22 protein-coding genes and 1 tRNA gene are annotated in these 23,502 nt (G+C 69.9%); 15 read left to right on the forward strand and 8 right to left on the reverse strand.

Going from position 1 to position 23,502, the window contains the following annotated elements; translation table 11 throughout:
* Nucleotides 1-20: 20 nt before the first annotated feature.
* On the reverse strand, nt 21-1,298 hold the full coding sequence (locus HJC40_RS00080; RefSeq protein ID WP_249997434.1) for an alkaline phosphatase: 1,278 nt from the start codon (nt 1,296-1,298) through the stop codon (nt 21-23).
* Between the two features lie 302 nt (nt 1,299-1,600).
* Between HJC40_RS00080 and HJC40_RS00085 the strand changes: the two genes are divergently transcribed.
* The 6 genes from HJC40_RS00085 to HJC40_RS00110 all read left to right on the forward strand — a co-directional run bounded on the left by HJC40_RS00085 (nt 1,601) and on the right by HJC40_RS00110 (nt 9,160).
* Entirely contained in the window at nt 1,601-2,713 is a 1,113-nt protein-coding gene (locus HJC40_RS00085) for a YihY/virulence factor BrkB family protein (protein WP_249997436.1), read from the forward strand.
* Nucleotides 2,714-2,957: 244 nt separating this feature from the next.
* Complete coding sequence (locus HJC40_RS00090) at nt 2,958-4,208, forward strand: ROK family transcriptional regulator (protein WP_249997438.1); 1,251 nt, start codon at nt 2,958-2,960, stop codon at nt 4,206-4,208.
* Nucleotides 4,208-5,839, forward strand: a complete 1,632-nt coding sequence (locus HJC40_RS00095) for a sugar ABC transporter ATP-binding protein (protein WP_284042504.1) — start codon at nt 4,208-4,210, stop codon at nt 5,837-5,839. The genes HJC40_RS00090 and HJC40_RS00095 overlap by 1 nt, the downstream gene beginning before the upstream one ends.
* A complete protein-coding gene (locus HJC40_RS00100) occupies nt 5,836-6,852 on the forward strand; it encodes an ABC transporter permease (protein ID WP_249997440.1) in 1,017 nt (338 codons plus the stop codon). The genes HJC40_RS00095 and HJC40_RS00100 overlap by 4 nt, the downstream gene beginning before the upstream one ends.
* A 48-nt stretch (nt 6,853-6,900) precedes the next feature.
* Nucleotides 6,901-7,947, forward strand: a complete 1,047-nt coding sequence (locus tag HJC40_RS00105; RefSeq protein ID WP_249997442.1) for a substrate-binding domain-containing protein — start codon at nt 6,901-6,903, stop codon at nt 7,945-7,947.
* A 28-nt stretch (nt 7,948-7,975) separates the two neighbouring features.
* Nucleotides 7,976-9,160 carry a Gfo/Idh/MocA family protein gene (locus tag HJC40_RS00110; RefSeq protein ID WP_249997444.1) on the forward strand — a complete coding sequence of 395 codons (1,185 nt, stop codon included), beginning with the start codon at nt 7,976-7,978 and terminating at the stop codon, nt 9,158-9,160.
* A 131-nt stretch (nt 9,161-9,291) separates the two neighbouring features.
* Here HJC40_RS00110 and HJC40_RS00115 read toward each other — a convergent pair whose 3' ends face one another.
* The 6 genes from HJC40_RS00115 to HJC40_RS00140 all read right to left on the reverse strand — a co-directional run bounded on the left by HJC40_RS00115 (nt 9,292) and on the right by HJC40_RS00140 (nt 11,954).
* Nucleotides 9,292-9,603: a hypothetical protein gene (locus HJC40_RS00115; RefSeq protein WP_249997446.1), complete on the reverse strand. Its 312-nt coding sequence runs from the start codon at nt 9,601-9,603 to the stop codon at nt 9,292-9,294.
* A gap of 64 nt (nt 9,604-9,667) precedes the next feature.
* Nucleotides 9,668-10,360, reverse strand: coding sequence for a WXG100 family type VII secretion target (locus HJC40_RS00120; protein WP_249997448.1), 693 nt, complete (start codon nt 10,358-10,360; stop codon nt 9,668-9,670).
* Complete coding sequence (locus HJC40_RS00125) at nt 10,357-10,671, reverse strand: type VII secretion target (RefSeq protein ID WP_249997450.1); 315 nt, start codon at nt 10,669-10,671, stop codon at nt 10,357-10,359. Before HJC40_RS00125 ends, HJC40_RS00120 begins: the two co-directional genes overlap by 4 nt.
* Nucleotides 10,664-11,050: a YbaB/EbfC family nucleoid-associated protein gene (locus tag HJC40_RS00130; RefSeq protein ID WP_249997452.1), complete on the reverse strand. Its 387-nt coding sequence runs from the start codon at nt 11,048-11,050 to the stop codon at nt 10,664-10,666. Before HJC40_RS00130 ends, HJC40_RS00125 begins: the two co-directional genes overlap by 8 nt.
* A 26-nt stretch (nt 11,051-11,076) precedes the next feature.
* Nucleotides 11,077-11,451, reverse strand: coding sequence for a hypothetical protein (locus HJC40_RS00135; protein WP_249997455.1), 375 nt, complete (start codon nt 11,449-11,451; stop codon nt 11,077-11,079).
* A gap of 5 nt (nt 11,452-11,456) precedes the next feature.
* Nucleotides 11,457-11,954: a hypothetical protein gene (locus tag HJC40_RS00140; protein ID WP_249997456.1), complete on the reverse strand. Its 498-nt coding sequence runs from the start codon at nt 11,952-11,954 to the stop codon at nt 11,457-11,459.
* 588 nt (nt 11,955-12,542) lie between these two features.
* On the opposite strand from HJC40_RS00140, the gene HJC40_RS00145 reads away from it, so the two are divergent.
* The 8 genes from HJC40_RS00145 to HJC40_RS00180 all read left to right on the forward strand — a co-directional run bounded on the left by HJC40_RS00145 (nt 12,543) and on the right by HJC40_RS00180 (nt 22,815).
* A complete protein-coding gene (locus tag HJC40_RS00145; RefSeq protein ID WP_249997458.1) occupies nt 12,543-13,649 on the forward strand; it encodes an endonuclease domain-containing protein in 1,107 nt (368 codons plus the stop codon).
* The gene (locus HJC40_RS00150; protein ID WP_249997460.1) at nt 13,636-14,274 is read left to right on the forward strand and encodes a hypothetical protein; all 639 of its coding nucleotides are present in this window, start codon (nt 13,636-13,638) and stop codon (nt 14,272-14,274) included. Before HJC40_RS00145 ends, HJC40_RS00150 begins: the two co-directional genes overlap by 14 nt.
* On the forward strand, nt 14,274-17,534 hold the full coding sequence (locus HJC40_RS00155; protein ID WP_249997462.1) for a helicase HerA domain-containing protein: 3,261 nt from the start codon (nt 14,274-14,276) through the stop codon (nt 17,532-17,534). The genes HJC40_RS00150 and HJC40_RS00155 overlap by 1 nt, the downstream gene beginning before the upstream one ends.
* Nucleotides 17,531-18,121 carry a bifunctional 2-polyprenyl-6-hydroxyphenol methylase/3-demethylubiquinol 3-O-methyltransferase UbiG gene (locus tag HJC40_RS00160; protein WP_249997465.1) on the forward strand — a complete coding sequence of 197 codons (591 nt, stop codon included), beginning with the start codon at nt 17,531-17,533 and terminating at the stop codon, nt 18,119-18,121. The genes HJC40_RS00155 and HJC40_RS00160 overlap by 4 nt, the downstream gene beginning before the upstream one ends.
* Nucleotides 18,122-18,224: 103 nt before the next feature.
* Nucleotides 18,225-19,445 carry a DUF1996 domain-containing protein gene (locus tag HJC40_RS45975; RefSeq protein WP_249997467.1) on the forward strand — a complete coding sequence of 407 codons (1,221 nt, stop codon included), beginning with the start codon at nt 18,225-18,227 and terminating at the stop codon, nt 19,443-19,445.
* 475 nt (nt 19,446-19,920) lie between these two features.
* Entirely contained in the window at nt 19,921-20,259 is a 339-nt protein-coding gene (locus HJC40_RS00170; protein ID WP_249997469.1) for a hypothetical protein, read from the forward strand.
* 480 nt (nt 20,260-20,739) lie between these two features.
* Nucleotides 20,740-21,654, forward strand: coding sequence for a sugar phosphate isomerase/epimerase (locus HJC40_RS00175; protein WP_249997472.1), 915 nt, complete (start codon nt 20,740-20,742; stop codon nt 21,652-21,654).
* A gap of 156 nt (nt 21,655-21,810) precedes the next feature.
* A complete protein-coding gene (locus tag HJC40_RS00180; RefSeq protein ID WP_249997474.1) occupies nt 21,811-22,815 on the forward strand; it encodes a sugar phosphate isomerase/epimerase in 1,005 nt (334 codons plus the stop codon).
* A 114-nt stretch (nt 22,816-22,929) separates the two neighbouring features.
* Here HJC40_RS00180 and HJC40_RS00185 read toward each other — a convergent pair whose 3' ends face one another.
* Nucleotides 22,930-23,241, reverse strand: a complete 312-nt coding sequence (locus HJC40_RS00185) for a hypothetical protein (RefSeq protein ID WP_249997476.1) — start codon at nt 23,239-23,241, stop codon at nt 22,930-22,932.
* A 186-nt stretch (nt 23,242-23,427) separates the two neighbouring features.
* Between HJC40_RS00185 and HJC40_RS00190 the strand changes: the two genes are divergently transcribed.
* Nucleotides 23,428-23,500: transfer RNA gene (locus HJC40_RS00190), tRNA-Asn, on the forward strand.
* Nucleotides 23,501-23,502: the final 2 nt, after the last annotated feature.

Below are 23,502 nucleotides of genomic sequence, written 5' to 3' on the forward strand. Positions count from 1 at the left end.
GGGACCGGCCCCGGGCGGTGTCACCGACGGGTCAGCGCCGGCTCCAGCACGTCGTGCACATAGGTGTTGGGGAAGGTGCCCGCCAGCCGGTCAGCCCCCGGCCCACTGGCGGTCAGCGGCAGCGGCGTGCCCGTGTGGCTGGTCGTGGTCCAGTCCATGACGAAGGTCTTGTCGCTGCCCTTGACCGTGAAGGGCCCGTCCTCGGCCGATTCGCCGGTGCCCGACTCGTCCTCGTCGTCGACGTCCTCGATGGTCAGGCCGCCGCACTCGTGATCGCCGACCACGATGAGCAGCGTGTCCGGGTGCTTCGCGACGTAGGAGCGGACCAGCGCCACGGTGCGGTCCAGCGCGGCCATGGCCTGCAGCATGCGAGTGCCGTTGTTGTTGTGCGCGAACTCGTCGACGGCCTCCTCCTCGACCAGCAGGAAGAAGCCGTTGCGGCTGTCGTCGAGGTGATCGAGCGCGGTCCGGGTCATCGTGGGCAGGTCCACCACCGGCGCATAGACGTCGCCCTCGCCCTCCGGCCGCTGCTGGAACATCTCCTCGTTGCTGAACAGCCCGAGCAGCCGGTCCCGCTCGGGCGCGGCCGTGAGCTGCTGCCGGTCGGTCACGTAGGTGTAGCCGGCCCGCCGGGCCTGCTGGATCAGGTTCCCCTGGGTGCCCCGGCTGCCCTCGGACGGGTCGGCCGGCGGCTGGTCGGGATGGGCGCCGGGCGTGCCGGCCGGAAGCCACCAGTCCTCGCCGCCGCCGAGGATGACGTCCGGCTTGCTGACCTGCAGGTATTGCCGGGCGATGTCGTCCTGCCGGGCCCGGTCGGGGGTGTTGGCGTAGAAGGCGGCCGGAGTCGCGTCGGTGACCTGCGCCGTGGTCACCAACCCGGTCCGCTTGCCGGCCGCCTTGGCCCGCGCGCCCAGCGTCGGCAGCGGGTTGCCGGCGGGGTCGACGCTGATCGCGCCGTTGAAGGTGCGCCGGCCGGTCGCCCACGCGCTGGCCGCGGCGGCCGAGTCGGTCACGACGGCCTCCGGGTCGTCGGGGGTCGTGGTCATCAGACCGGTCTGGGGCAGGCTGTCCATGGCGAGTTTTCCGGTCAGACCGGTGAGGTGGAGGCGGGCTGCCTCCCGGTGAGCGGCGGCCATCCCGTCGCCGACCATGAAGATGACGTTGCGTGCCGTACCGCGATCCTGACCCGCGCCGCCCGCGACCGCGCTCGGCAAGGGGTTGATCGCCGCGACCACCGCGGTGGCGAGGGCGGCGGCGCTCAGCGGGGTGGCCCAGCGGCCGATTCTGCTTCGAGACATCGATCCTCCTGATCATGATGTCGGCCCCTACCTGGGGAACGACGATCCGGATACCGTCGGCCCCGGCCGGCAAACCCCGGTCATCCGACGGTCACCCGACGGTCATCCGGCGGCCGGCCGACGTTTCGGCGTTTCCCGCACTCGCGAGGCCTTTCCGGTCACGGCGGGTGATTGGGGCAGGGGAAGTTGGTTAAGCCGGCCCGGTGGCGGGCATCACCTCTACGGGTCGTTGATGCACGTGGCGGGGCTGTGGCGGCGGCAGGACGACCCACAACGAGCACGCTGGGCGCCGGAGGAAGACGATGAAGTTGGGTCACAAGCACGACGACGAGAAGGCGACCGCCTCGCCCGACGCTGAGCGAGCCCGGTCGAAGGGTCAGAAGGACTACGACGTGGCTGCCGCATCCAGCACGCGCACGGGCGAGGACAAGGCGAACGACCTGTCCGCGCCGTCGCCCGATGCCGGTCCGGACAGCCCGGCCGAGCTCAAGGGCAAGGGCTTGTTCGCCGCCGTGAAGCGGACGTTCAAGCAGTTCTCCGAGGACAACATCTCCGACTGGGCGGCCGCCCTGACCTACTACGGCGTGCTGTCGATCTTCCCCGGCGCGCTGGTTCTGGTGTCGATCCTCGGTCTGCTCAGCGACAACGGCCAGCAGACGGTGCAGGACACGGTCGGCGAGATCGCCAACAACCAGCAGATCGAAGAGCTGGTCAACACCGTCCTGAGCCAGGTCAAGGACACCGGCACGGCCGGCTTCGCCGCGATCATCGGTCTGGTGCTGGCGTTCTGGTCGGCCTCCGGTTACGTGGCCGCTTTCATGCGCGCCTCGAACGCCGTCTACGACGTGCCGGAGGGTCGCCCGATCTGGAAGACGCTGCCGATCCGGGTCGGCGTGACCGCGGTGATCGGCATCATGCTCATCCTCTCGGCCGTGATCGTCATCTTCACCGGGGACCTCGCCCGGGTCGTCGGTGAGCAGATCGGGCTCGGCGGCGTGGCCGTGACGGTGTGGAGCATCGCCAAGTGGCCCGTGCTGATCCTGCTGGTCAGCCTGATGTTCGCGATCCTCTACTGGGCCTCGCCGAACGCCAAGACCGGCGGCTTCCGCTGGGTCAGCCCGGGCGGCATCTTCGCCGTCCTGCTGTGGCTGGTCGCGTCGGGCGCGTTCGCGATCTACCTGGCCAACTTCGCCAACTACAGCAAGACGTACGGGACCCTGGGTGGCGTCATCGCCTTCCTGGTCTGGCTCTGGATCTCGAACATCGCGATCCTGCTCGGCGCCGAGCTCGACGCCGAGCTGGAGCGGGGGCGCGCCATCGCGGCCGGCCACGACCCGTCGGACGAGCCGTTCCTCGAGCTGCGGGACGACCGCAAGCTCAAAAAAGGCAGCGAACAGGGCCTGAGTACGAACTGACCCGCGACGAAAGACCCCCGGCCGGCACTCTCGGCCGGGGGTCTTCTCGTGTGCCCGCCGGTGGGTCGCGACGGACAAAGCAGAGTGAGGTCAACGACCGGTAACGAACCGAACTTTTGCTCCAATAGACAAAAGTTAGGATTGATCTTCGAGAAGGTATGGACTCCGGAGGCACAACGTGCCTACTGTGACGGGCACAACACCGAGGGGTTACCCCGGTGTTAAGCGTCTCCGGAGGTCTTTCGTGCACGTGGCCGATGCTCCCCACCTGCGGGTCCTGCGCCTGCTGCGCGACGAGGGACCAGTGTCCCGCGCCGAGCTGGGGGACCGTCTCGAGCTGACCCGGCCGCGTTTGCTGGCCGAGGTCGAGCGTCTCGTCGCGGCCGGTCTGATCGCCGAAGCGGGCATGGCGGCGTCGCGTGGCGGGCGCCGTTCGACGCTCGTCGAGCTGCACCCGCGCCTGCGGTTCGCCGCGGTCGATCTGGGCGCCAGCTCGATCGACATCGAGGTGACCAACGGCCGGCTCGAGCCGGTGGCGACCTACCGCGAGCCGGCCGACATCCGGTCCGGCCCGCGTCACATACTGCAACGGGTCAACGAACTTCTGCACAAGGCGCGCACCGACGGCGCCTTCGACCGGCTCGACGCGGTCGGCATCGGCGTTCCCGGTCCGGTCAGCTACCGCGACGGTGTCCCGGTGTCGCCGCCGATCATGCCGGGGTGGGACCGCTATCCCGTCCGCGAGCTTCTCGCCCGGGAACACGGGTGCCCGGCCGTGGTCGACAACGACGTCAACATCATGGCGATCGGCGAACGGCACGGCGGCGTCGCCCACTCGGTCGACGATTTCCTGTTCGTCAAGATCGGCACAGGCATCGGCTGCGGCATCCACCTGGGCGGCGCGGTCTATCGCGGGGTCGACGGCTGCGCGGGCGACATCGGCCACATCCAGGTCGACCCCAACGGGCCGGTCTGCTCGTGCGGCAACGCCGGCTGCCTCGAGGCTTTGTTCAGCGGGTCCGCCCTGGCCCGGGAGGCGCTCGCGGCGGCCCGCTCGGGCGAGTCCCCGGCGCTGGCCGAGCGCCTCGCGGCGTACCAGGCCGCCGCCAATCAGGCCGCCGCCGAGAACTCGGCCGGCGGCGAACCGGACGACGACCGCCCCGAGCCGGTCGTCGCCATCACCGCCCGTGATGTCGCCGACGGCGCCGCCGAGGGCGACGTCACCTGTATCCGCCTGATTCGTGAGGGCGGCCGCCGCGTCGGCGGCGTGCTGGCCACGCTGGTGTCCTTCTCCAACCCTTCGATGATCGTCATCGGCGGCGGTCTGGCGCTGCTGGGCCACGTGCTGCTCGCCGAGATCCGCAGTGTGGTCTACCGCCGGTCGCTGCCCCTGGCCACCGGCAACCTCCCCGTTGTCCTTTCGGAGCTGGGCAGCCGGGCCGGCGTCACAGGCGCCGCCGTGCTGGCCAGCGACACGGCTTTCGAGCAGGCATGATGACCATTCCTTCCCCTCGCGACGGCGCTTCGGCCGACGCGTCCACCGCCCTCAAGATCGATGAGCAGGTGCCGGCCCCGCCGGCCGACAACCAAGGCGACGGCCCCGGTGACGTGGTCCTGCGCCTGACCGATGTGGTCAAGACCTTCCCGGGCGTCCGCGCCCTCGACGGCGTACAGCTGGAAGTGCGTGCCGGTGAGGTGCACTGTCTGCTCGGCCAGAACGGCGCGGGCAAGTCCACGCTGATCAAGGTGCTGGCCGGCGTGCACCACGCCGACGGCGGCGAGATCACCTGGCTGGGCGAGCCCTTCGCACCGGCCACGCCGCAGGCCGCCATGCGGGCCGGCATCGCCACGATCTATCAGGAGCTCGACCTCGTCGACGACCTCTCGGTCGCCGAGAACGCGTTCCTGGGCCACGAGGACACCCGCCTCGGCTTCACCCGGCGGCGGTCCACGGCCCAGCGGACGCGGGAGATCCTGTCCCGTCTCGGCCACGCCGAGATCCCGCCGGGGCAGGCGGTGCGTTCGTTGCCCGCCGCCGGCAAGCAGGTCGTCAGCATGGCCCGTGCGCTTTCGCACGACGCCCGGCTGATCGTCATGGACGAGCCCAGCGCTGTGCTCGCTCATGACGAGGTGGAAAACCTGTTCCGCATCATCCGGGAGCTGACGGCCCAGGGCATCGCCGTCATCTACATCTCCCACCGCCTCGAGGAGATCCGCGAGATCGGCGACCGGGTCACCGTGCTCAAGGACGGCCGCACCACCGCGGCCAACCTGCCGGCCCGCACCACGCCCACCCGCGACCTGGTGAGCCGCATGACCGGGCGGACCATCGAGTACGTCTTCCCGCCGCGCCGTCCGGCCGAGCAGCGTGACCCGCTGCTGGTCGTCGAGGGGCTCAGCCGCACCGGCGAGTTCGCCGACGCCAACCTCACCGTCGCGCCCGGCGAGATCGTCGGCATCGCCGGCCTGGTCGGGTCGGGCCGCTCCGAGCTGCTCGAGACGATCTTCGGCGCCCGCCGCGCGGATGCCGGCACCGTCAAGCTCGACGGCAAGCGGATCACCAGCGTCGGCAGCGCCGTCCGCAAGGGCATGGGCATGGCTCCCGAGGAGCGCAAGAGCCAGGCGCTGCTGCTCGACGAGCCGGTCTACAAGAACATGACGCTCGCGTCGTTCTCCGGCTTCGCCAAGGCCGGTTTCACCGACGTCGGCGGCGAACGCCGGGCCGCCGAGAAGACGGCCGAAGCGCTCGAACTGCGGCCACGGGACGTCAACCGCCCGATCCGCACGCTTTCGGGCGGCAACCAGCAGAAGGTCGTGGTCGGCCGGTGGCTGCTCGAGGACACCCGGCTGCTGCTGCTCGACGAGCCCACCCGCGGCGTCGACGTGGGTGCCCGGGCCGAGCTCTACCAGGTCATCCACGACCTGGCCGCCCGCGGTGTCGGGGTGCTGCTGGTCTCCAGCGAGGTGCCCGAGGTGCTCGGTCTGGCCGACCGGGTGCTGGTGATGCGCGAGGGCCGGATCATCCGAGAGTCCCCGGCCGACGAGATCGACGAGGACACCGTTCTCGACCTCGTCATGGCGGGGTCGCTCACCACTGAGTCCATTCTGGAAGGGGAGCCAGCATGACTACCCAGACGGCGCCCCCTGTGGCGCCCGCCAAGCAGGAACGCCGGAAGATCGACGAGGGGGTCCTGCGTAATCTGGGCCTCGTCGGCGTGCTGGTCCTCCTGATCGTCGTCGGCATCATCACCAAGCCCGACCTCTACAGCGACCCGACCTGGGTCAAGAACAACTTCCTGACGATCCTGCAGCAGGCGTCGGCCATCGGCGTGGTCACGGTCGGCATGACCTTCGTGATCATCGGGGGCGGCATCGACCTGTCCGTCGGCGCGATCATCGCGCTCGCCGGTGTCTGGGCCACGACGCTCGCGACCCAGAGCTACGGCGCCGGCGGCATGATCTTCACGGCGCTGATCGTCGGCATCGCGGTCGGCCTCGTCAACGGAGTGCTGATCTCGTACGGGAAATTGGTGCCCTTCATCGCCACGCTGGCGATGCTGGTCGCCGCCCGGGGCCTGGCCGCCCAGATCTCCGGCAAGCAGACGCAGATCTCGGCCAACACCTTCATCAACGACCTGGCCAGCACGCGGCTGCTCGGCATCCCGCTGCTGGTCTGGATTCTCGGCCTGGTCGTGGCCGCCGGCTGGGTGCTGCTCAACCGCACCACCTTCGGCCGGCGCACGGTCGCGGTCGGCGGCAACCCCGAGGCGGCCCGGCTGGCCGGCATCAACGTCAAGCGGCACACGATGCTGCTCTACGCGCTCTCCGGCCTCTGCTGCGGCATCGGCGCGATCATGCTGACGTCGCAGGCGACCAGTGCCCAGGCCGCCATGGCGAACCTGTACGAACTGGACGCGATCGCCGCCGCGATCATCGGTGGCACGCTGCTCAGCGGTGGCCGCGGCACCATCGTCGGCGCCCTCTTCGGGGTGCTGGTCTTCTCCACCATCACCAACCTGTTCGCCATCAATAACCTCTCCACCGAGGTCCAGAACATGGTGAAGGGCGCGATCATCGTGGCCGCCGTCCTGATCCAGCAGTTCCGCTACAAATCCCTCACGCAACTGTTCAAGCGCTGATCTCTTTCGCCCGGATCCGCTCGACCGGGTACCCCCTTGGGAGGATTCATGTCCGCTTTGTCCCGTAGGCGCATTCTGTTCGGCGGCGCGGCCGTCGGTGCCGGCGCCCTCCTGACCGCCTGCACGAGCAACGAGCCCGACAACAACGCGCAGGTGAACACCAACACCGACGCGAGCGCCAACCCGAACGCGGCGGCCGGTGCGAAGGTCGTCATCGGCTTCTCGGCCCCCGCCGCCGACCACGGCTGGCTCGCCGCCATCACCAACAACGCCAAGGCCCAGGCCGCGGCGTACCAGGACGTGGAGTTCAAGGCCGTCGAGTCGGGCGCCGACGCGGCCGCCCAGCGCGCCGCGATCTCGACGCTCGTCGCGCAGAAGCCGAACGTGATCGTGATGCTGCCGGCCGACGGCAAGGAGCTCGACGCGGCCGGCCTCGAGGCGATGCGGGCCGGCATCCCGGTCATCAACCTCGACCGGGCGTTCCCTTCGCGGGCGGCCTACCGGCTGCAGATCAAGGGCGACAACTACGGCATGGGGCTGGCCGCCGGCCACTACATCGGCGAGCAGCTCAAGGCCAAGAACGCCGCCAACCCGATCATCGGCGAGATCCCCGGCATCGACTCGCTCGAGCTCACCCAGGAGCGCAGCGAGGGCTTCAAGGCCGCCCTGGCCCAGTACGGCTTCAAGGTCGCCAACCGGCGCCCGGCGGAGTTCACCGCCGACTCCGGCCAGGCCGCCGCGACCGCTCTGCTGCAGGCGCTGCCCAAGATGGACGCGCTCTGGAACCACGACGACGACCAGGGCATCGGCGTGCTGGCTGCGATCAAGCAGACCAACCGCAGCGAGTTCTTCATGGTCGGCGGCGCGGGCTCGAAGCAGGCCATCGACGCGATCACCAAGGACGACTCCGTTCTCAAGGCGACCGTGACGTACAGCCCGTCCATGGCCTCCTCGGCCATCTCGCTGGCCCGGCTGATCGGGCAGGGCAAGGGTATGAGTGACCTGGTCGAGCTGCAGGTGCCGACGGACATCACTCTCACCTCCGAGACGATCACCAAGGACAACGCCGCGCAGTACGCCAAGCTCGGCTTCTGAGCTGGGCTTTCCACACAGAGGAGATTCGATGTCGGAGCAGCTGCGGGTCGGCATGGTCGGCTACGCGTTCATGGGCGCCACACACTCGCTGGCGTGGCGCACCGTCAACCACGCTTTCGATCTGCCGCTGTCGGCACGGATGACCGCGGTGAGCGGCCGTTCCCCGGAAGGGGTGGCGGCCGCCGCCGCGAAACTCGGCTGGGCCGAGCACACCACCGACTGGCGCACGCTGATCGATCGGGACGACATCGACCTGATCGACATCTGCACCCCGGGTGACACCCACGCCGAGATCGCGCTGGCTGCCCTGGCCGCGGGCAAGCACGTGATGTGCGAGAAGCCCCTGGCCAACTCGGTGGCTGAGGCGCGGGAGATGGCGGCGGCCGCGGCCAAGGCGGCGGCTTCCGGGGTACGGGCGATGTGCGCCTTCAACTACCGCCGGGTGCCGGCGGTGGCGCTGATGCGCAAGTTCGTCGAGGACGGCCGCATCGGCACGATCCGCCACGTCCGGGCCAGCTACCTCCAGGACTGGATCATCGACCCGGAGTTCCCGCTGGTCTGGCGTCTGCGCAAGGAGCTGGCCGGCTCGGGCGCGCTGGGCGACATCGGCGCCCACATCATCGACCTGACCCAGTTCGTCACCGGGCAGTCGATCAGCTCGGTGTCGGCGCTGACCGAGACGTTCGTCAAGCAGCGGCCGCTGCCCGGCGCCTCGTCCGGCCTCTCGGCCTCGGCCGACGGGAACGGTCTGGGCGACGTGACGGTCGACGACGCGGCCCTGTTCCTGGCCCGCCTCGACGGGGGAGCGATCGGCACGTACGAGGCCACGCGGTTCGCCACCGGCCGCAAGAACGCACTGCGCGTCGAGCTGAACGGCTCACTCGGCTCGCTGGCGTTCGACTTCGAGCGGCTCAACGAACTCGAGTACTACGACGGCACGCGGCCCAGCAGCGAGCAGGGCTTCAGCCGGATCCTGGTCACCGAGGCCGACCACCCGTACATCGCGGCGTGGTGGCCGCCCGGCCACGGCATCGGCTACGAGCACACCTTCACCCACGAGGTCCGCGACCTGATCGAGGCGATCGCCACCGGTCAGCAGCCGACTCCGTCGTTCGCCGACGCGCTGCAGGTGCAGCTCGTCCTGGACGCGGTGAGCCGGTCGGCCGAGTCGGCCCAGTGGACCTCGGTGGAGCCGGCCCTGCAGCCGGTGTGAGAGACGTCCGTCGCGGGCCGGCGAGGGATCGGCGCGGTTGCGCCCCGCGCCGGGCCGGCCCGTGACGGAACTTTCTCACGGCCTTCTTGTGGCCGCTTGTTTCTCACGGTCTATTTGTGGCCGCTTGTTTCTCACGGTCTCTGGTAGCCGCAGACGTCGAACAGCCAGTGGTCGTAATAGAGGCGTACGGCCTCGCGATCGCCGTGGTCGAGGGCCAGCCACTCCCGGGCGGCGTCGGCCGCCCGCTCCGGCTCCCACGCACTCTCGCCCAGGCAGCCCCAGACCAGGTAGAGACTGGTCGCGAACTCCTCGGTCTCCAGATGGTCGTGCAACGCCGCCATGATCGAGGCGGCCGGGATCGAGGCGTCGGCGGCCGACACCACCTGCCCCATCAGCACGCGCATCTCGTCCAGGTAAGCCGGCCCCTGGTGATGATCCTTCACCAGCGAACCATGACACGGTCACCCGGCGAAGTGACGACCGGCCTCACACGGCGGAGTGACGGGATCACCCGTTCACGAGGCGGCTCAGGTTGGTGAGGCTCGTGACCAGCGCCATTGTGTAGCCGAGGATGCGACCGGCCCACTTGACCACCGCCGACGCGATCTGCGCGGCGACGATCGGGATGGTCACGACCAGCAACGCCTCGGCCGCCCACACGATCACCCGGGCCACGAGGTCGGCGATCAGATCCCGTACGAGATCCCGGGTGAACATGACCAGGTTGCCCGCCGCCTGCGTCGCTGACGACATCGTCGTGGCCAGCGACGACAACCCGCCGAGGGCGTCGACGTTGTTGGCCATCAGGCTCTGGTAGGTCAGCGCGGCCGGCCCGGTCCAGTCCGGCACGTCCGCGGCCAGGGCGCCCTGCAGATCACCGGCCATCGCGGCCAGTTCGCGGCCCATGTTCTCCCAGGTCGCGGCGTGCGCGGCCACGCGTGCGGGGATGCCGGCCAGCTTGTCGAGGACCTCACGCAACGGCTCGAAGTACTCCATCGCCCAGCCCAGCCCGTTCGCCAGCAACGTGCCGAACGGGTCGAGCACCGCCGCGCCGGCCTCCAGGGCGAACGCCCCACCGGCCAGCGCCTGATCGACCCAGCCGCCGCCCGCGATCGACTGCTGCAACCCCTGGAAGCTGTCGACCAACGAGGCGCCCGACGTGCCCGGCCCGGTCGAGGCGACGGCGATCAGGTTGGTCATGGCAGCCCACCGGCCTTCCGCAGCCGCTCGGCCGCGGCATCGTCGGCGACCTCGTAATCCTGGCTCGTCCGCAGAAGCGCGTCCGACGCGAGGCGCAAGTTCTCCTCGACGTACGCGTAGAGCTCGTCCTGCTTGGCGTGCCGGGCCTCGAGAATGCCGGCCATCCATCCGCAGAGCATCCCGTACGCGGCGTCGTCCTGAACGATGGCCGTGCTCGCCGCCTTCACCGCCGCGAACCGCTGCTGGATCGCGTCGACCTTGGCGGCGTGCGCCCGGATCTGCCCCGCGTCGACCTGGAACCCGTCACTCATCCGCCGTCCCCCGCAACTGCCGCAGGACCTGTTCCTCGATCACGCGTCCCGCCGTGGACCCCGGCCCCATCGTCTCGTCGATGATCCGCCGGCTGATCTCGGCCGCCTCCCGCCGGGCGATCCCCAGCGCGGTCATCACAGCCCGGGACACGGCCTCGGGCGCAACCCGCTGGATCCGCTCGGTGAACGCCACCGAGACAAGCACCCCACTCGAGTCGATGGTCACCTCGACCAGCCCGTTCCCGTCGGCGGCACTGATCCGCAGCCCCTCGAGGCGCTCGCTCAGGGCCTGAGCGGTGGCCGCGGCCCGATCGACACGCCCCTTCCAGTCCCGCAGGTACTCCCGCGAACTGTCCGGATCCAAGAGAGGCTCGGTCACCACTTCTTTCTACCGCGCCACGTCAATCATCGATCTGTACGTTCTTGTTCGGCCTGGTCGATCGCGGCATGAACCCACCCGGCCAACTCCCCGAGAAACACCGTCGCACCGTCATCAGTCGGATCGTGATCGAGCGGCCAGCCTCCGTCGACGGAGACCAGGAGGAACAGCGTTCCTTGCGGAAGATCGGCGGTGAGGATCTCTTCGAGCGCGGCCACCTCTTGGCGAAGGTAGTAGGTGTTGTAGCGCGCTGTTGCGAGGAGCTGCTCTCGGATCTCATCTGTGCCGTCTGTGTCAACGACGTAGCTTCGCAGGAGCGAGCGCGCCTTCTCCATGGCCGGGCGCGCCTCACGCTCAGCGATTCGCGCCCGCAGCGGCTCCGGAAGCCGGGAGGTGTCCATGGGCCTCACCGTAGTATCCCGGCTGGAAAAGCGCTCACGACAAAGGCCTTCGCCGGATCGGAGTTCGGAACGAGCTCGATCCTGATGAGCATCAGTTTCGTCACCATGTAGTGCGCTTGGCGTGGCCCGGTCCCGTACATGCCGCCGTTGAGAAATCCTTCGCCCACTCGATTGTCGGACGTGAAGTAGTCCTCGTGCCGCCCACCCAGAGCTAGATCACTGCGGATGGCTTCCCAGTTCTGCCGGACGTACCTGTTGATCTCTCGCGTCATGACAGCCGGGCTGTCCCATCGAAACGACTGGTTCTCCGGTCTTCTCCAGCCCGTGTCCTTATAGATGCGTCCCTCGATGGTCTGCACATCGGGATCTCGACGGAGCGGAACATCAGGACCGTGCCGGGCGATCGTGTGTGCCGTGCTGTTGTCGTGATCGTTCTGCGCGAGATTGATCCGCGGAGGTTCCGGGCCAAGCTGATCGTAGGTCCTCAAAGCGGCGCTGAGCATGCGTCTTCCGCAGTTTGGGAGCTAGGCGAATCAGTGGTGCCGCTGCTTGACCCGCCTTGCGCGCTCGGATCCGCTCGTCCGAGTGCGGCTCTTCGATGCACGGCGTTCTGGCCTCCGCCGATACTTCCTTCATCGCCGCCAGGCGGTGGATCACTGCGGTCGGGTGGATCCGGAGGGTCGTTGCGATCGGGTGGATCAGGGCCGTCGCCGTCGCCGTGGTTCCTGGGGCGTGACGTCACGGATCGATACATTTCTCCGACCTGAGGTCAGCGTCGAGGTCATCCACCGGTCAATGCGGAGAATAGCAATCGTCATCAATCAATTCGATGGTGCAATATGGATCTTGCGCAGTGATCGGTTCGATCATGAAATCGGTAGGTCCCGATCGAATGGCAAGGAGAGCGACGCATCGGCGAGGCCAAGGTCGGTGGGCCCGGCCGCGGCAATCGGCCGTTCGGTGGGAAAAGGATCACATCTGCGCTATGGCGCCGGCCGGTGGTGATTCGTAGGCTGTCCGGGGCGTACGGATCCGGGTCGGAAAGGGTTGAGAACACTGATCACCGCGGCTGTGGCTGTTTCGATCGCCGCATGATCGGGGCGGGGATTCCGGTCGACCGGGTCGTCTCGCTTCCCGGGGTCGCGGTCGACGATCTCGCTCGGGCGCTGGCCGAGGCGGGGGAGCTGGCGCCGCTGGTGACTCGCGTGCCTGCTTCCTGTGCCAGCCCGGGAGCGTTCGCCGAGGCTGCGGTCGGGGCGCTCGAGAAGGCGGCCGTCGAACTGCTGCCGGCCTGGCTTCCCGAGGCGGGTGGGAGCCGGGCCGATGTGGGCGGGATCGCCGCCGCGCGTCTGCTGGCCGCTGACCTCGCGCGCAAGAGCCACTACCCGCGGACGTTCCTGACCGATCTTGCCGTTCTGGCACTGACCGGCCACCGGCCGCACCGGCTGCCACCGCTGCGAATCCGGGCGCGGGAGCTGGCCCGGCTGGTCGCCGAGGCGTTCGGCCGACGCCGGACAGTGCTGCTCGTCGATGGCACCGGCGGACTCGATCGAGCCGGTGGGGTTGAGCGGACCGGCGGACTCGATCGAGCCGGTGGAGTCGAGCGGACCGGCGGAGTTGATCGAGCCGGGGAAGTCGATCGCACCGACGAAGTCGATCCCGCCGGGGGAGCCGACCGGGTCGGCGGCGTCGACGCTGTCGTCGCCGGGGCCGAGTGGCTGGTGAGCAACGGCGGCCCCGCAGTCTGGTTGCTCGGCGCCGGCAGTGAGCGCGTCCCCGCAGTACATCTGGGGCTGCCTGCTCGGAAAGCCAGCACCGCGGAGGCGGGCCGCCCACACCCCGCGAGCACGGTCGAGGCCAGGCTCGAGGCGGCGCTGGCCAAGGAGGCGTGGGCGACCGGGCGCCGCTGGAATCAGGATCACCGGTCGAATGCGCTCACCCCGACCGTACGGTTGGATCTCCTGTGGCCGCGGGAGCGGTGTGTCGTCGAGATCGACGGGCCCGAGCACTGCCATCCGCTGCGCTATGAGCAGGACAGGCGGCGTGACGTGCAATTGACTCTCGACGGTTATGCCGTCCTGCGTTTCACCAATGCCCGGATCATTCATGACGTCGGCGCCGTGGTTCACCAGATCGGCACGTATGTGCGGGGACGGCGGCGCGATACAGCGGAAGGACACCACCATGGCCGGCGATGACCTGACCCCCACCGAGGGCGCGATCCTCATGGTCCTGATGGTCGAGGCCCGCGAGGTCCTCAACACCGAGCTCAAGGCCCGGTACGGGCTCGACGTACGCAAGGAGCAGCGGGACAAGCTGGGCCGGCTGCACTACGTGTCGAGCCGCCGGAGCGGGCGCACCGTGGCGATGCAGCTGGACGACAAGGGCTGGGTGCGCATGCAGAGCGACTTCGACTTCAAGGCGCGCGGGGCCACGGCGCTGGGGGCCGCACTGACCGCGCTGCACGCCGACCTGCGTGACCGCCTCCTCGAGCGCAGCGGCGCGGCCAACCTCACCGAGTTGTTCGCGCAGACCGAGATGCGCGCGACGTCGGCCGCTCCCGGTGATCTGGGTCCGCGTCTGGTCAGCGCCTATCACGCGCTCGCGCGGGAGCCCGGCGCGTGGGTGAGCCTGGCCCGGCTGCGCCCGTTCTTCGCCGACGTGCCCCGGGCCGACCTGGACGAGGCCCTGCGGCGGCTCAGCCGGGAGGACGGCGTGAACATCGTTCCGGAGTCCAACCAGAGCTCCCTGACGGCGGCCGACGACGAGGCCGCCCTCCAGCTCGGCGGTCAGCGGAACCACCTGCTGGCGATCGGCGTGTGATGGACGAGGCGCAACGAGCGGCGCTGGCGTCCCTGCGGTTCAACTGGGCGCCGGTTCCCGACGACATCTGGCGTCCGCTGCCGTTCCACGTCGACGGCCTGCATCTGCCGGCGCTGCGTGACATCGCCGACGGCTACGCCGAGGCCGGGGCCAGCCGGGACGCCAGCCCGATCGGGCTGGTGGTGCAGGGGCAGCGCGGGTCGGGCAAGACCCACCTGCTCGGCTGGGTGCGGCAGCAGGTGCAGGGCCAGGGCGGGTACTTCTTCCTGGTCAGCCTGCTCGACGCGGGTGGCTTCTGGGACAGCGTGCTCGCGGCGATGCTGGACGGACTGTCCCGCCCGATCCCGGGCACCGATCAGACCCAGCTGACCGTGCTGCTGCGCCGGCTGTCGGCGATGGTCGGCGCGCCCCGCAAGTCACGGCGTGCGGTCATGGGGGAGACCGAGCTGACCCGGGCCGACCTCGACGCGTTCATCGAGGGGCTGGGCGAGTACGACCGGCAGGTGGCGCGGTCGAGCCAGGAGACCGCCCGGGCGCTCGCGCTCAGTGCCTCCGAGGACGTCGCGCACCGTGACCTCGCCGAGAACTACTTCGTCTCGGGTGAGGAGAACGTGGCGGGCGAGCGCAACGCGTGGGGCATGCGCCGCGCGGCCCGGCCGGCGCAGCTCATCGTCCAGGACCTGTCCTGGCTGCTGGCGCTCACCGGGCCGTCGGTGATCGCGATCGACCAGATCGACACGCTGATCGCGCAGGTGGCGGTCCAGAGCGATCCCACCCTGGCCGCCGCGGCGGTCGTCGACCCGGAACAGGCGCTGATGCTGGCGCGGATGGCCGACGGCCTGATGACCCTGCGGCAGATCACCCGCCGGACGCTCACCGTCCTGGCCTGCATCCCCAACTCGTGGACCATCGTCTCGTCGACGGCGGCGGACACCGTGGCCGACCGGTTCCGGCTGACGCCGCAGCTCAAGCGGATCAACGACGACGACCTCGCCCGCGCCATCATCGAGAAGCGGTTCGGGCTGCGCTATCAGGAGGCGGGTTTCGAGCCGCCGTTCCCGACCTGGCCGATCGCGGCGGGGGCGTTCGCCGAGGCCGGCCAGTTCACGCCGCGCCAGCTGCTGATGGAGATCGACCAGCACGTCCGGGCCTGTCTCGCGGACGGCGAGGTGCGCATCCTCGAGCGCCTCGGCGAGCCGGTCGTTCCCCGGTCGGTGTCGACGGTTCCGGCGGGCGACGGGCTGGAGGCGTACGACGCGAGGTTCGCAGAGCTGCGGAAGGCGGCCGACGTGGTCACGCCGCTGGGGCGTACGACCGAGGATCGGGCCATGCCGGCGCTGCTGGCCGCCGGGCTCACCGCCTGGATCCTCGAGCGGGGCGACGAGGCCTTCAGCGTGGACCCGCCGCCGAGCGCCGATCCGCCGCTGCACGCGCGGCTGCGGCTGACCCTGGACGAGCGTACGGAGGATCAGGCGCACTGGTGCTTCCGGGCGATCAGCGACGAGCACCATCCCAGCGCGGCCCTGGCCCGGATCCGCAAGGCGTCCCGGGCGGCGGCGGTCGACGCGGGCACCCCGAAGAGGCGCCTCTTCCTGTTGCGCAACGGTAAGTGGGGGGCGGGGGAGCGTACGCGGGATGCGGTGTCCGAGTTGGAGCGTCGGGGCGGACGGACGCTCGCGCTGAGCGAGGACGACCTGCGGACGTTGTCGGCGCTGCACGTCATGCTGGCCGAGACGACGATGGACCTGCAGGGCTGGCTGGCCGAGCGCCGTCCGGCCCACGGTCTCACTGTTCTGCAGGAAGCCTTGTCCGATGTGGCAGCTTGGATCGCGCCGGCCGCGGTGAGCTCAGCGCCCGCTGTCGATGCGCCCGCTGTCGATGCCCCCGCTGTCGATGCGCCCGCACAGGCCGCGACCGCCCCTGACAGCTCCGAGCCGGCCTTCACCGTCGGGTACGACTACCAGGACGGGTCGCCGGCCCGCCTGCCCCTCGAGGCGCTGCGGAAGCACGCGACCATCTTCGCCGGCTCGGGCTCGGGCAAGACGGTGCTGATCCGGCGCGTGATCGAGGAGTGCGCGCTGCAAGGCGTCTCGGCCATCGTGCTCGACCCCAACAATGACCTCGCGCGCCTGGGCGAGGCCTGGCCGGAACCGCCCGCCCCATGGCGTCCCGACGATCCGGCCCACGCCGCGGAATACCTGGAGAACACCGACGTGGTGGTCTGGACGCCCCGGCGTGCGTCCGGTCGGCCGCTCAGCTTCCAGCCCCTGCCCGACTTCCGCAGCGTCCGCGACGACGAGGACGAGTTCAACGAGGCGGTCGAGGCCGCCGTCGCGTCGCTCGCGCCCCGCGCCGGTGTCACCGGCCGCACCACCAAGGCCGCACTGGGCCTGGCCGTGCTGCGCAAGGCGGTCGAGCATTACGGCCGCCGGGGCGGCACCCGCCTCAAGGGGCTCATCGACACCCTGGCCGCCCTGCCCGACGGCACGATCGACCTGGACGACGCCGACAAGATCGCGCTGGGTCTGGCCCAGACGCTCACCGCGGCGATGGTCAACGATCCGCTCTTCGGCGGGCACGGCACCCCGATGGACCCGGGCCTGCTGCTCACCCCGGCCCCCGGCAAGCGCGCCCGCGTCTCGGTGATCAGCCTGGTCGGGCTGCCCTCCGACGACGTACGGCAAAGCTTCGTCAACCAGCTGCAGATGGCCCTGTTCGCGTGGATCAAGAAGAACCCGGCCGGCGACCGCCCCCTGCTCGGCCTGCTGGTCATGGACGAGGCCCAGACGTTCGCCCCGTCCGGCGCGATGACCGCCTGCACCCAGAGCACCCTGGCGCTGGCCGCGCAGGCCCGCAAGTACGGCCTCGGCCTGATCTTCGCCACCCAGGCGCCCAAGGGCCTGCACAACCGCATCCCCGGCAACGCCGCGACCCAGATGTACGGCCTGATGAACAGCCCCATCCAGATCGAGGCCGCCCGCGACATGGCCAAGGCCAAGGGCGGCGACGTGCCCGACATCTCCCGCCTCACCGTCGGCGAGTTCTACCTGGCCGCCGAGGGCGCACCCCCACGCAAGATCCGTACGCCGCTCTCGCTCACCCACCACCCGCGCAGCCCGCTGACCGCCGAGGAGGTCCTCGCCCGGGCCCGCCCCGGCGATCAGCCCAGGAACGATCTGCCCGGCGAGGCCCGGACGGTCAGGCTCACGCCCGGTGTGATCCCGGGAGAACGGGAGGGCCGGTTACCATCGGCGCAATGAGTGATCAGAACGGCTGGCTCAAGCTCCTGGGCGAGAACCCCAACCACTCCCAGTGGTACATCGACCGTTTCCGGTCGATGGCCGAGGCCGGCGCCGACCTGGCCGGCGAGGCCCGCCTGGTCGACGCGATGCTGCCCCGCGGGGCGAAGGTGCTCGACGCCGGCTGCGGTACGGGACGCGTCGGCGGCCACCTGGCCGCCGCCGGTCACGAGGTCGTCGGCGTCGACCTCGACCCGGCCCTGATCGCCGAGGCGCGCGCCACCCACCCGGGCGCCCGCTGGCTGACCGGCGACCTGAGCGAGCTCGACCTGCCCGACCGCTTCGACCTGATCGTCAGCGCCGGCAACGTCATGACGTTCGTGGCGCCCAGCACCCGCGCCGAGATCCTCCGCCGGTGCGGGCGCCACCTCGGCGACGGCGGACGCCTGGTCGTCGGCTTCGGCGCCGGCCGCGGTTACGCCTTCGACGACTTCCTGGCCGACGCGGCCACCGCGGGCCTGACCAGCGACCTGCTGCTAGCGACCTGGGACCTGCGCCCGTTCACCCCGGACGCCGACTTCCTCGTCGCAGTGCTCCGCGCCGCCTGATCCGCTCGTTTCTCGGTCGCCTTTTTTGGTTATCGGTCGCGCCACCCCACGTCTCCCTAGCCAGTGATCAACGCCGGGCGGCGTTCTGGTGAGGAGTGACCCTGTGTCGTATGCGACGAACAGCCGGCCCGACGACGGCGTGCCGCAGTCCCGTCATCGGCGCCGGCCCAGGCGGGCAGCGGCAGTGTTCTGCGCCGTCGCCGTGGCCGCTGTCGCTGTGACGGCTGGGGCCGTCGCTCTGGCCGGCACGGGCGGTGACCCCGCGCCCGGCCCGGCTCAGGTGGCCGCCGTCGCTGCGGTGGCGACGTCGGCCCCGGCCGTCGCCCCGCCGGCAGCCCGGCGAGCGACCACGCCTCCCGCGACCGCCGCGACCAAGTCGGCCTCCGCCTCGGCCTCGACCGCCCCCGGCTCCACGCCGACGACGCGTACGGTGGCCAAGCCCGGCTGGATCGCGGTGGATCAGGCCGCGTGGCAGAAGCAGCTGTCGGCGTACAAGGGCAGGAAGATCGATCCCGCGCCCGGCAGCGTCGGCAACCTTCCCGAGTTCCGGGCCGACTGCAAGTACAGCCACCGGCTGGCCGACGACCCGATCGTCCTGCCCGGTCTGCCCGGCGCCTCGCACATGCACTCTTTCGTCGGCAACAAGGCGGTCGATGCCGGCACGACAGCCGCGGATCTGATGAAGTTCACGGCCACCACGTGCAAGCCGGTGCAGGACCACTCGTCCTACTGGGTGCCGACGCTCTACGACAACGCGACCGGCAAGCCCGTCGAGACCACCGGTTTCCGGGTCTACTACCGCTCGCTCCGCAACAAGTCGGCCGACGTGAAGCCGATGCCCAACGGCCTGCGCATGGTCGCCGGAGACGCCAAGAAGAAGGTGCCGACCCCGCGCGGGGCGCAGGGTCAGTTCTACTGCGCTTTCTACGGTCCTGGTGACCTGGACGGCATCGCCCGCAGCGACAACGGCAACTGGCCGATCTGCGGCGAGGGGGCCACGCTGCATTTCATGATGCAGTTCGCGGACTGCTGGGACGGCAAGAACCTGGACAGCCCCACCCACAAGGCACACGTCGCGTTCGGCTCCGACCAGGCCTGCCCGTCCAGCCACCCGGTCCGCATCCCGGCGATCACCTTCGACATCCAGTACGGCGCGAAGGGCACGAAGGCCGGCTACTACCTGTCCTCCGACAAGGTGGGCAAGAGCGCCTCCTCGATGCACGGCGACGCCTTCGTCATGTGGGACCCGGCCTTCATGAACAAGCAGACCAAGAACTGCATCCTCCAGCGCCGCACCTGCGACAACAACGGCTATCTGAGGTAGCGCCCCGCCGCTAAAGTCCGTATCGAGATGTCTCGATACGGGCGGGTGAGGCGAGCGTGGCGAAAAAGCCCCACGGACCTGGGCCCCGGCGGGATCCTGTCGCCAGTGTGGCCGAGGGTCAGGACGCCGTGCTCGCCGAAGCTCGAACAGGGCGCGCCGACGGAAGTGGCTCGGAGACGACCGCGGCTGGACCCGTGACGCCTCAGGTGGGGCGCCAATGGCAGTCCGATTTCGAGGGCTTGCCTGCGGGCCGGCAGAGCCACGTGCGCACAGCCGCGAGCGGTGCGGAACTCCGCGGGCTCTTCGACCGGTGGACCGAGGGTGCGGAGGCTCAGCCGGCACGCGGTCCCAAGATCCACGAGGTCTATAGGCTGGCCGACGGCACGATCATTCAGTGGCGGCTGAGCTCTCGTTCCGGTGGCGAGACGATAGACATCTTCAGGCCCGGCGAGAGAGACCGGAAGGTTCATCTGGAATGAACACCGACTCCATGGCGAATGAGATCCTCATCGAGGGGCTCGACGACTGGGTGCCCGTCGACACGGTGATCGGGGCGGCCCATGAGGCGGCGGACGAGGCCGGGCTCGACTTTCGGGCGCTGACTGTCGCGCTGCTCGAACAGCTCATTCTCGGTGGCCTGATGACCGCCGGCGACATCGGCGACACCGGTTTCCAAAGCTGGCCCGACCCGGAGCCCGCGATGGTGCGCAAGGTTGTCGCCCAGGTCGAGTCGTTCGGGTGGGCTCCCCTGGGCGGGGCGTGCTGGTTGGCCAACACGGCCATCGGGGACGAGCGGGCCCGTGCGGCGCTCTGAAGGCTCGTCGGATGGCGAACGCGAACGTCGTGCGTCCCGTTGCGGACGCTTGTCATGGCGTGATCCACGGACGCACGCGGCAAGATCGAGTGCGGGCGCACGGGTGATCGTTTCGTGCATGCCCGAATATTCAGATCGTGCACAGCGATCGACTCTCGTGGAACCGTTCGGGGGCCACCCTTTCCGGTTCTACTGGCTGGTCACTACGGGCGTGACGATCGACCCCTACCAATTGGGCGAGGTCTCACCGATCATGTTCTTGCCGGTCACGGCGTCGCACGGTTCGTACGCCGCTGATCCTGAGAACGCATGACTCTCGTATCCGTGGGCAGGTGATCCCACGGATGGAGATGACATGACCACGCGCAAGCCCGCCACGCGCGCGTCGAGCACAAGCCCCCACATGGTCCATACTGGACCAGTGAGCACGTGCGAATGCACGTGCAGATGCGCCGGTGCACTCGTCCGGGGAGGACTCTGATGCGGCTGAGACATCCATCCGGCCGCATCGTGCATCTTTCCTGTGAGATCACTCCGGGGACGGCAGGCAATCTACCCGCCGTCGTCGCACAACTCGACACGTACGGCGCGGTCCGCGCCCGGCTCGGCGCCGACTCCCTCGGCGTGAGCCCCTGGCTTCCCCCCTCGCTCGCCGCCGCCCTCGCCGTGGAGAGCCGCGCCCGTACCCGGCTTCGTGCCGAACTCGACGCCCGTCGGCTCGAGGTCGTCGCGATGAGCGGCGCGCCCTTCGACGAGGGCGGCGGCGAGGCTCCCGCCTGGAACGAGCCGGCCCGCCGGGAGTACACCCTCGATCTTGCCCGCATCCTGCTCGACCTGCTCGACGAGGACGCGGTGCGCGGCAGCGTCAGCACCATCGGCCTCGGCCCGCGGGACGGGTGGGGCGAGCCGGAGGAGAAGGCCACCACCGGCATCCTGCGCCGCCTCTCGCACGGCCTGGCCGACCTGGCCTGGCAGAACGGCCGCGCGGTGCGGGTCGGCTTCCGGCCCGCGGCCGGACGGGTGCTCGACAGCCCGGAGCAGACGGTCGCCGCGCTCAGCCGCATCGACAAGGACCGGCTCGGCGTGTGCCTCGACCTCGGCCACGCCGCCGAGTGCTGGCCCGACCCGGCCGCCGGCATCGAGACCCTCACCGACGCCGGTCTGGCCATCGTCGAGGTACGCCTGAGCGCCGTGGCCGGGTCGACGACCGGCGCCTGGCGGGACGGGCTGAGCCGGCTGTTCGGCCGGCAGGGACCGCTCACCGAAAATCTCACCCTGGTCGGCCGCGCGCCCGGTCAGCCGGTCGAGCAGATCGCCGGCGACGTCGCGTACCTGCTGGCCGAGCTGGCCGCCCTCGGCCTCGCGCCGGAAAATGAGCCCTGCCCCGTACGGTGAAATCCGTCTAGAGTCGGTCCTGGCACCACAGTGACGGGCCGGCCGGGTCGTGGGGGGCGCAACCCCCGCCGGTCATGCGGCCCAGCACGGTCGTGCCATCGGGCGGCCTTCCCTCGCCGCCCACCTTTACCTGCTCTTCTGCGAGGGAGAAACACCATGGCGCGACCCATCACGCTGTTCACCGGCCAGTGGGCCGACCTGCCCTTCGACGAGGTCTGCCGGCTGGCCTCCGAGTGGGGCTACGACGGGCTCGAGATCGCCTGCTGGGGTGACCACTTCGAGGTCGACCGGGCTCTCGCCGAGCCCGACTACATCGACCGCAAGCGCGAGCAACTCGCCAAGTACAACCTCAAGGTCTTCGCCATCAGCAACCACCTGGTCGGCCAGGCGGTCTGCGACCACCCGATCGACGAGCGGCACCAGGACATCCTGCCCGCCGACATCTGGGGCGACGGCGACGCCGAGGGTGTACGCCGGCGGGCCGCCGAACGGATCAAGGACACCGCTCGCGCCGCCGCGCGCCTGGGGGTCAAGACCGTCGTCGGCTTCACCGGGTCGTCGATCTGGCACACGGTGGCCATGTTCCCGCCCGTCCCGCCGGCCATGATCGAGCGCGGCTACCAGGACTTCGCCGACCGGTGGAACCCGATCCTGGACGTGTTCGACGAGGTCGGCGTGCGGTTCGCGCACGAGGTCCACCCGAGCGAGATCGCGTACGACTACTGGACGACCCGCCGCACGCTGGAGGCCATCGGCGACCGGCCGGCGTTCGGGCTCAACTGGGACCCGTCGCACTTCGTGTGGCAGGACCTCGACCCGGTCAACTTCATCCTGGAGTTCAAGGACCGGATCTACCACGTCGACTGCAAGGACGCCAAGGTGCGCACCGGCGACGGGCGGCGCGGGCGGCTCAGCTCCCACCTGCCCTGGGCCGACCTGCGGCGCGGCTGGGACTTCGTCTCGACCGGTCACGGCGACGTGCCCTGGGAGGACTGCTTCCGGGCGCTGAACGCGATCGGCTACGACGGCCCGATCTCGATCGAGTGGGAGGACGCCGGCATGGACCGCCTGCTCGGCGCGCCCGAGGCGTTGCAGTTCGTCCGGAAGCTCGCCTTCGACGCTCCCACCTCGGCGTTCGACGCGGCCTTCTCCCGGTCCTAGAGCCGGCCGGACCGGTCGTAGGGCCGGCCGGAGCAGCCGGGACATGGCTGAGGCCGCCCTCGACGTCGAGGGCGGCCTCAGGGCCTCACGCTGTACTCAGGTGACGCAGTTCGCTCAGAGCGCGGGCTTGCTGTTCGACGACGTGGCCAGCGGCTCGGTGAAGGTCGAGTCGGTGGTGCTGGTCGTGCTGGTCGTGTCGCTGGTGTGCAGCTTCTCACCCAGCTTCGACGACTGCAGCTTGTCCTTGCTCTCGCTGTAGAGCTTGTTGGCCTGCGCCTGGGCGACGCCGGCGGCCTCCTGGACCGTCGGGTGCTCCCACACCTTCTTGGCGTTGGCCGTGATCTCTTCGTACTTCTCCCGGCCGGCGCGGCTGCCCAGGACGAAGCCCGCCGCGAGACCGGTGATGAACATCAGCTTTCCGCGCATGATGGCGGCTCCTTCCGTTCGTGACGCGCGTGCGTCGATGCTTTGTGCATACCCATGCTGCCGGTTTCGTACTCCTGCGCGCTGCGTTTCACCCTGCTTCGGCGCGCCCGGGAACCCCTTGGCACCCCGCCCGCCGGGTCATGTACTCTGTTCTCCGGCACCGAGAAAGATGCGGTGCTGCAGCAGTCCCCTGTAGCTCAATTGGCAGAGCAGCCGGCTGTTAACCGGCAGGTTATTGGTTCGAGTCCAATCGGGGGAGCT

This window comes from Actinoplanes sp. M2I2, from assembly GCF_023544445.1.
GTDB lineage: Bacteria > Actinomycetota > Actinomycetes > Mycobacteriales > Micromonosporaceae > Actinoplanes.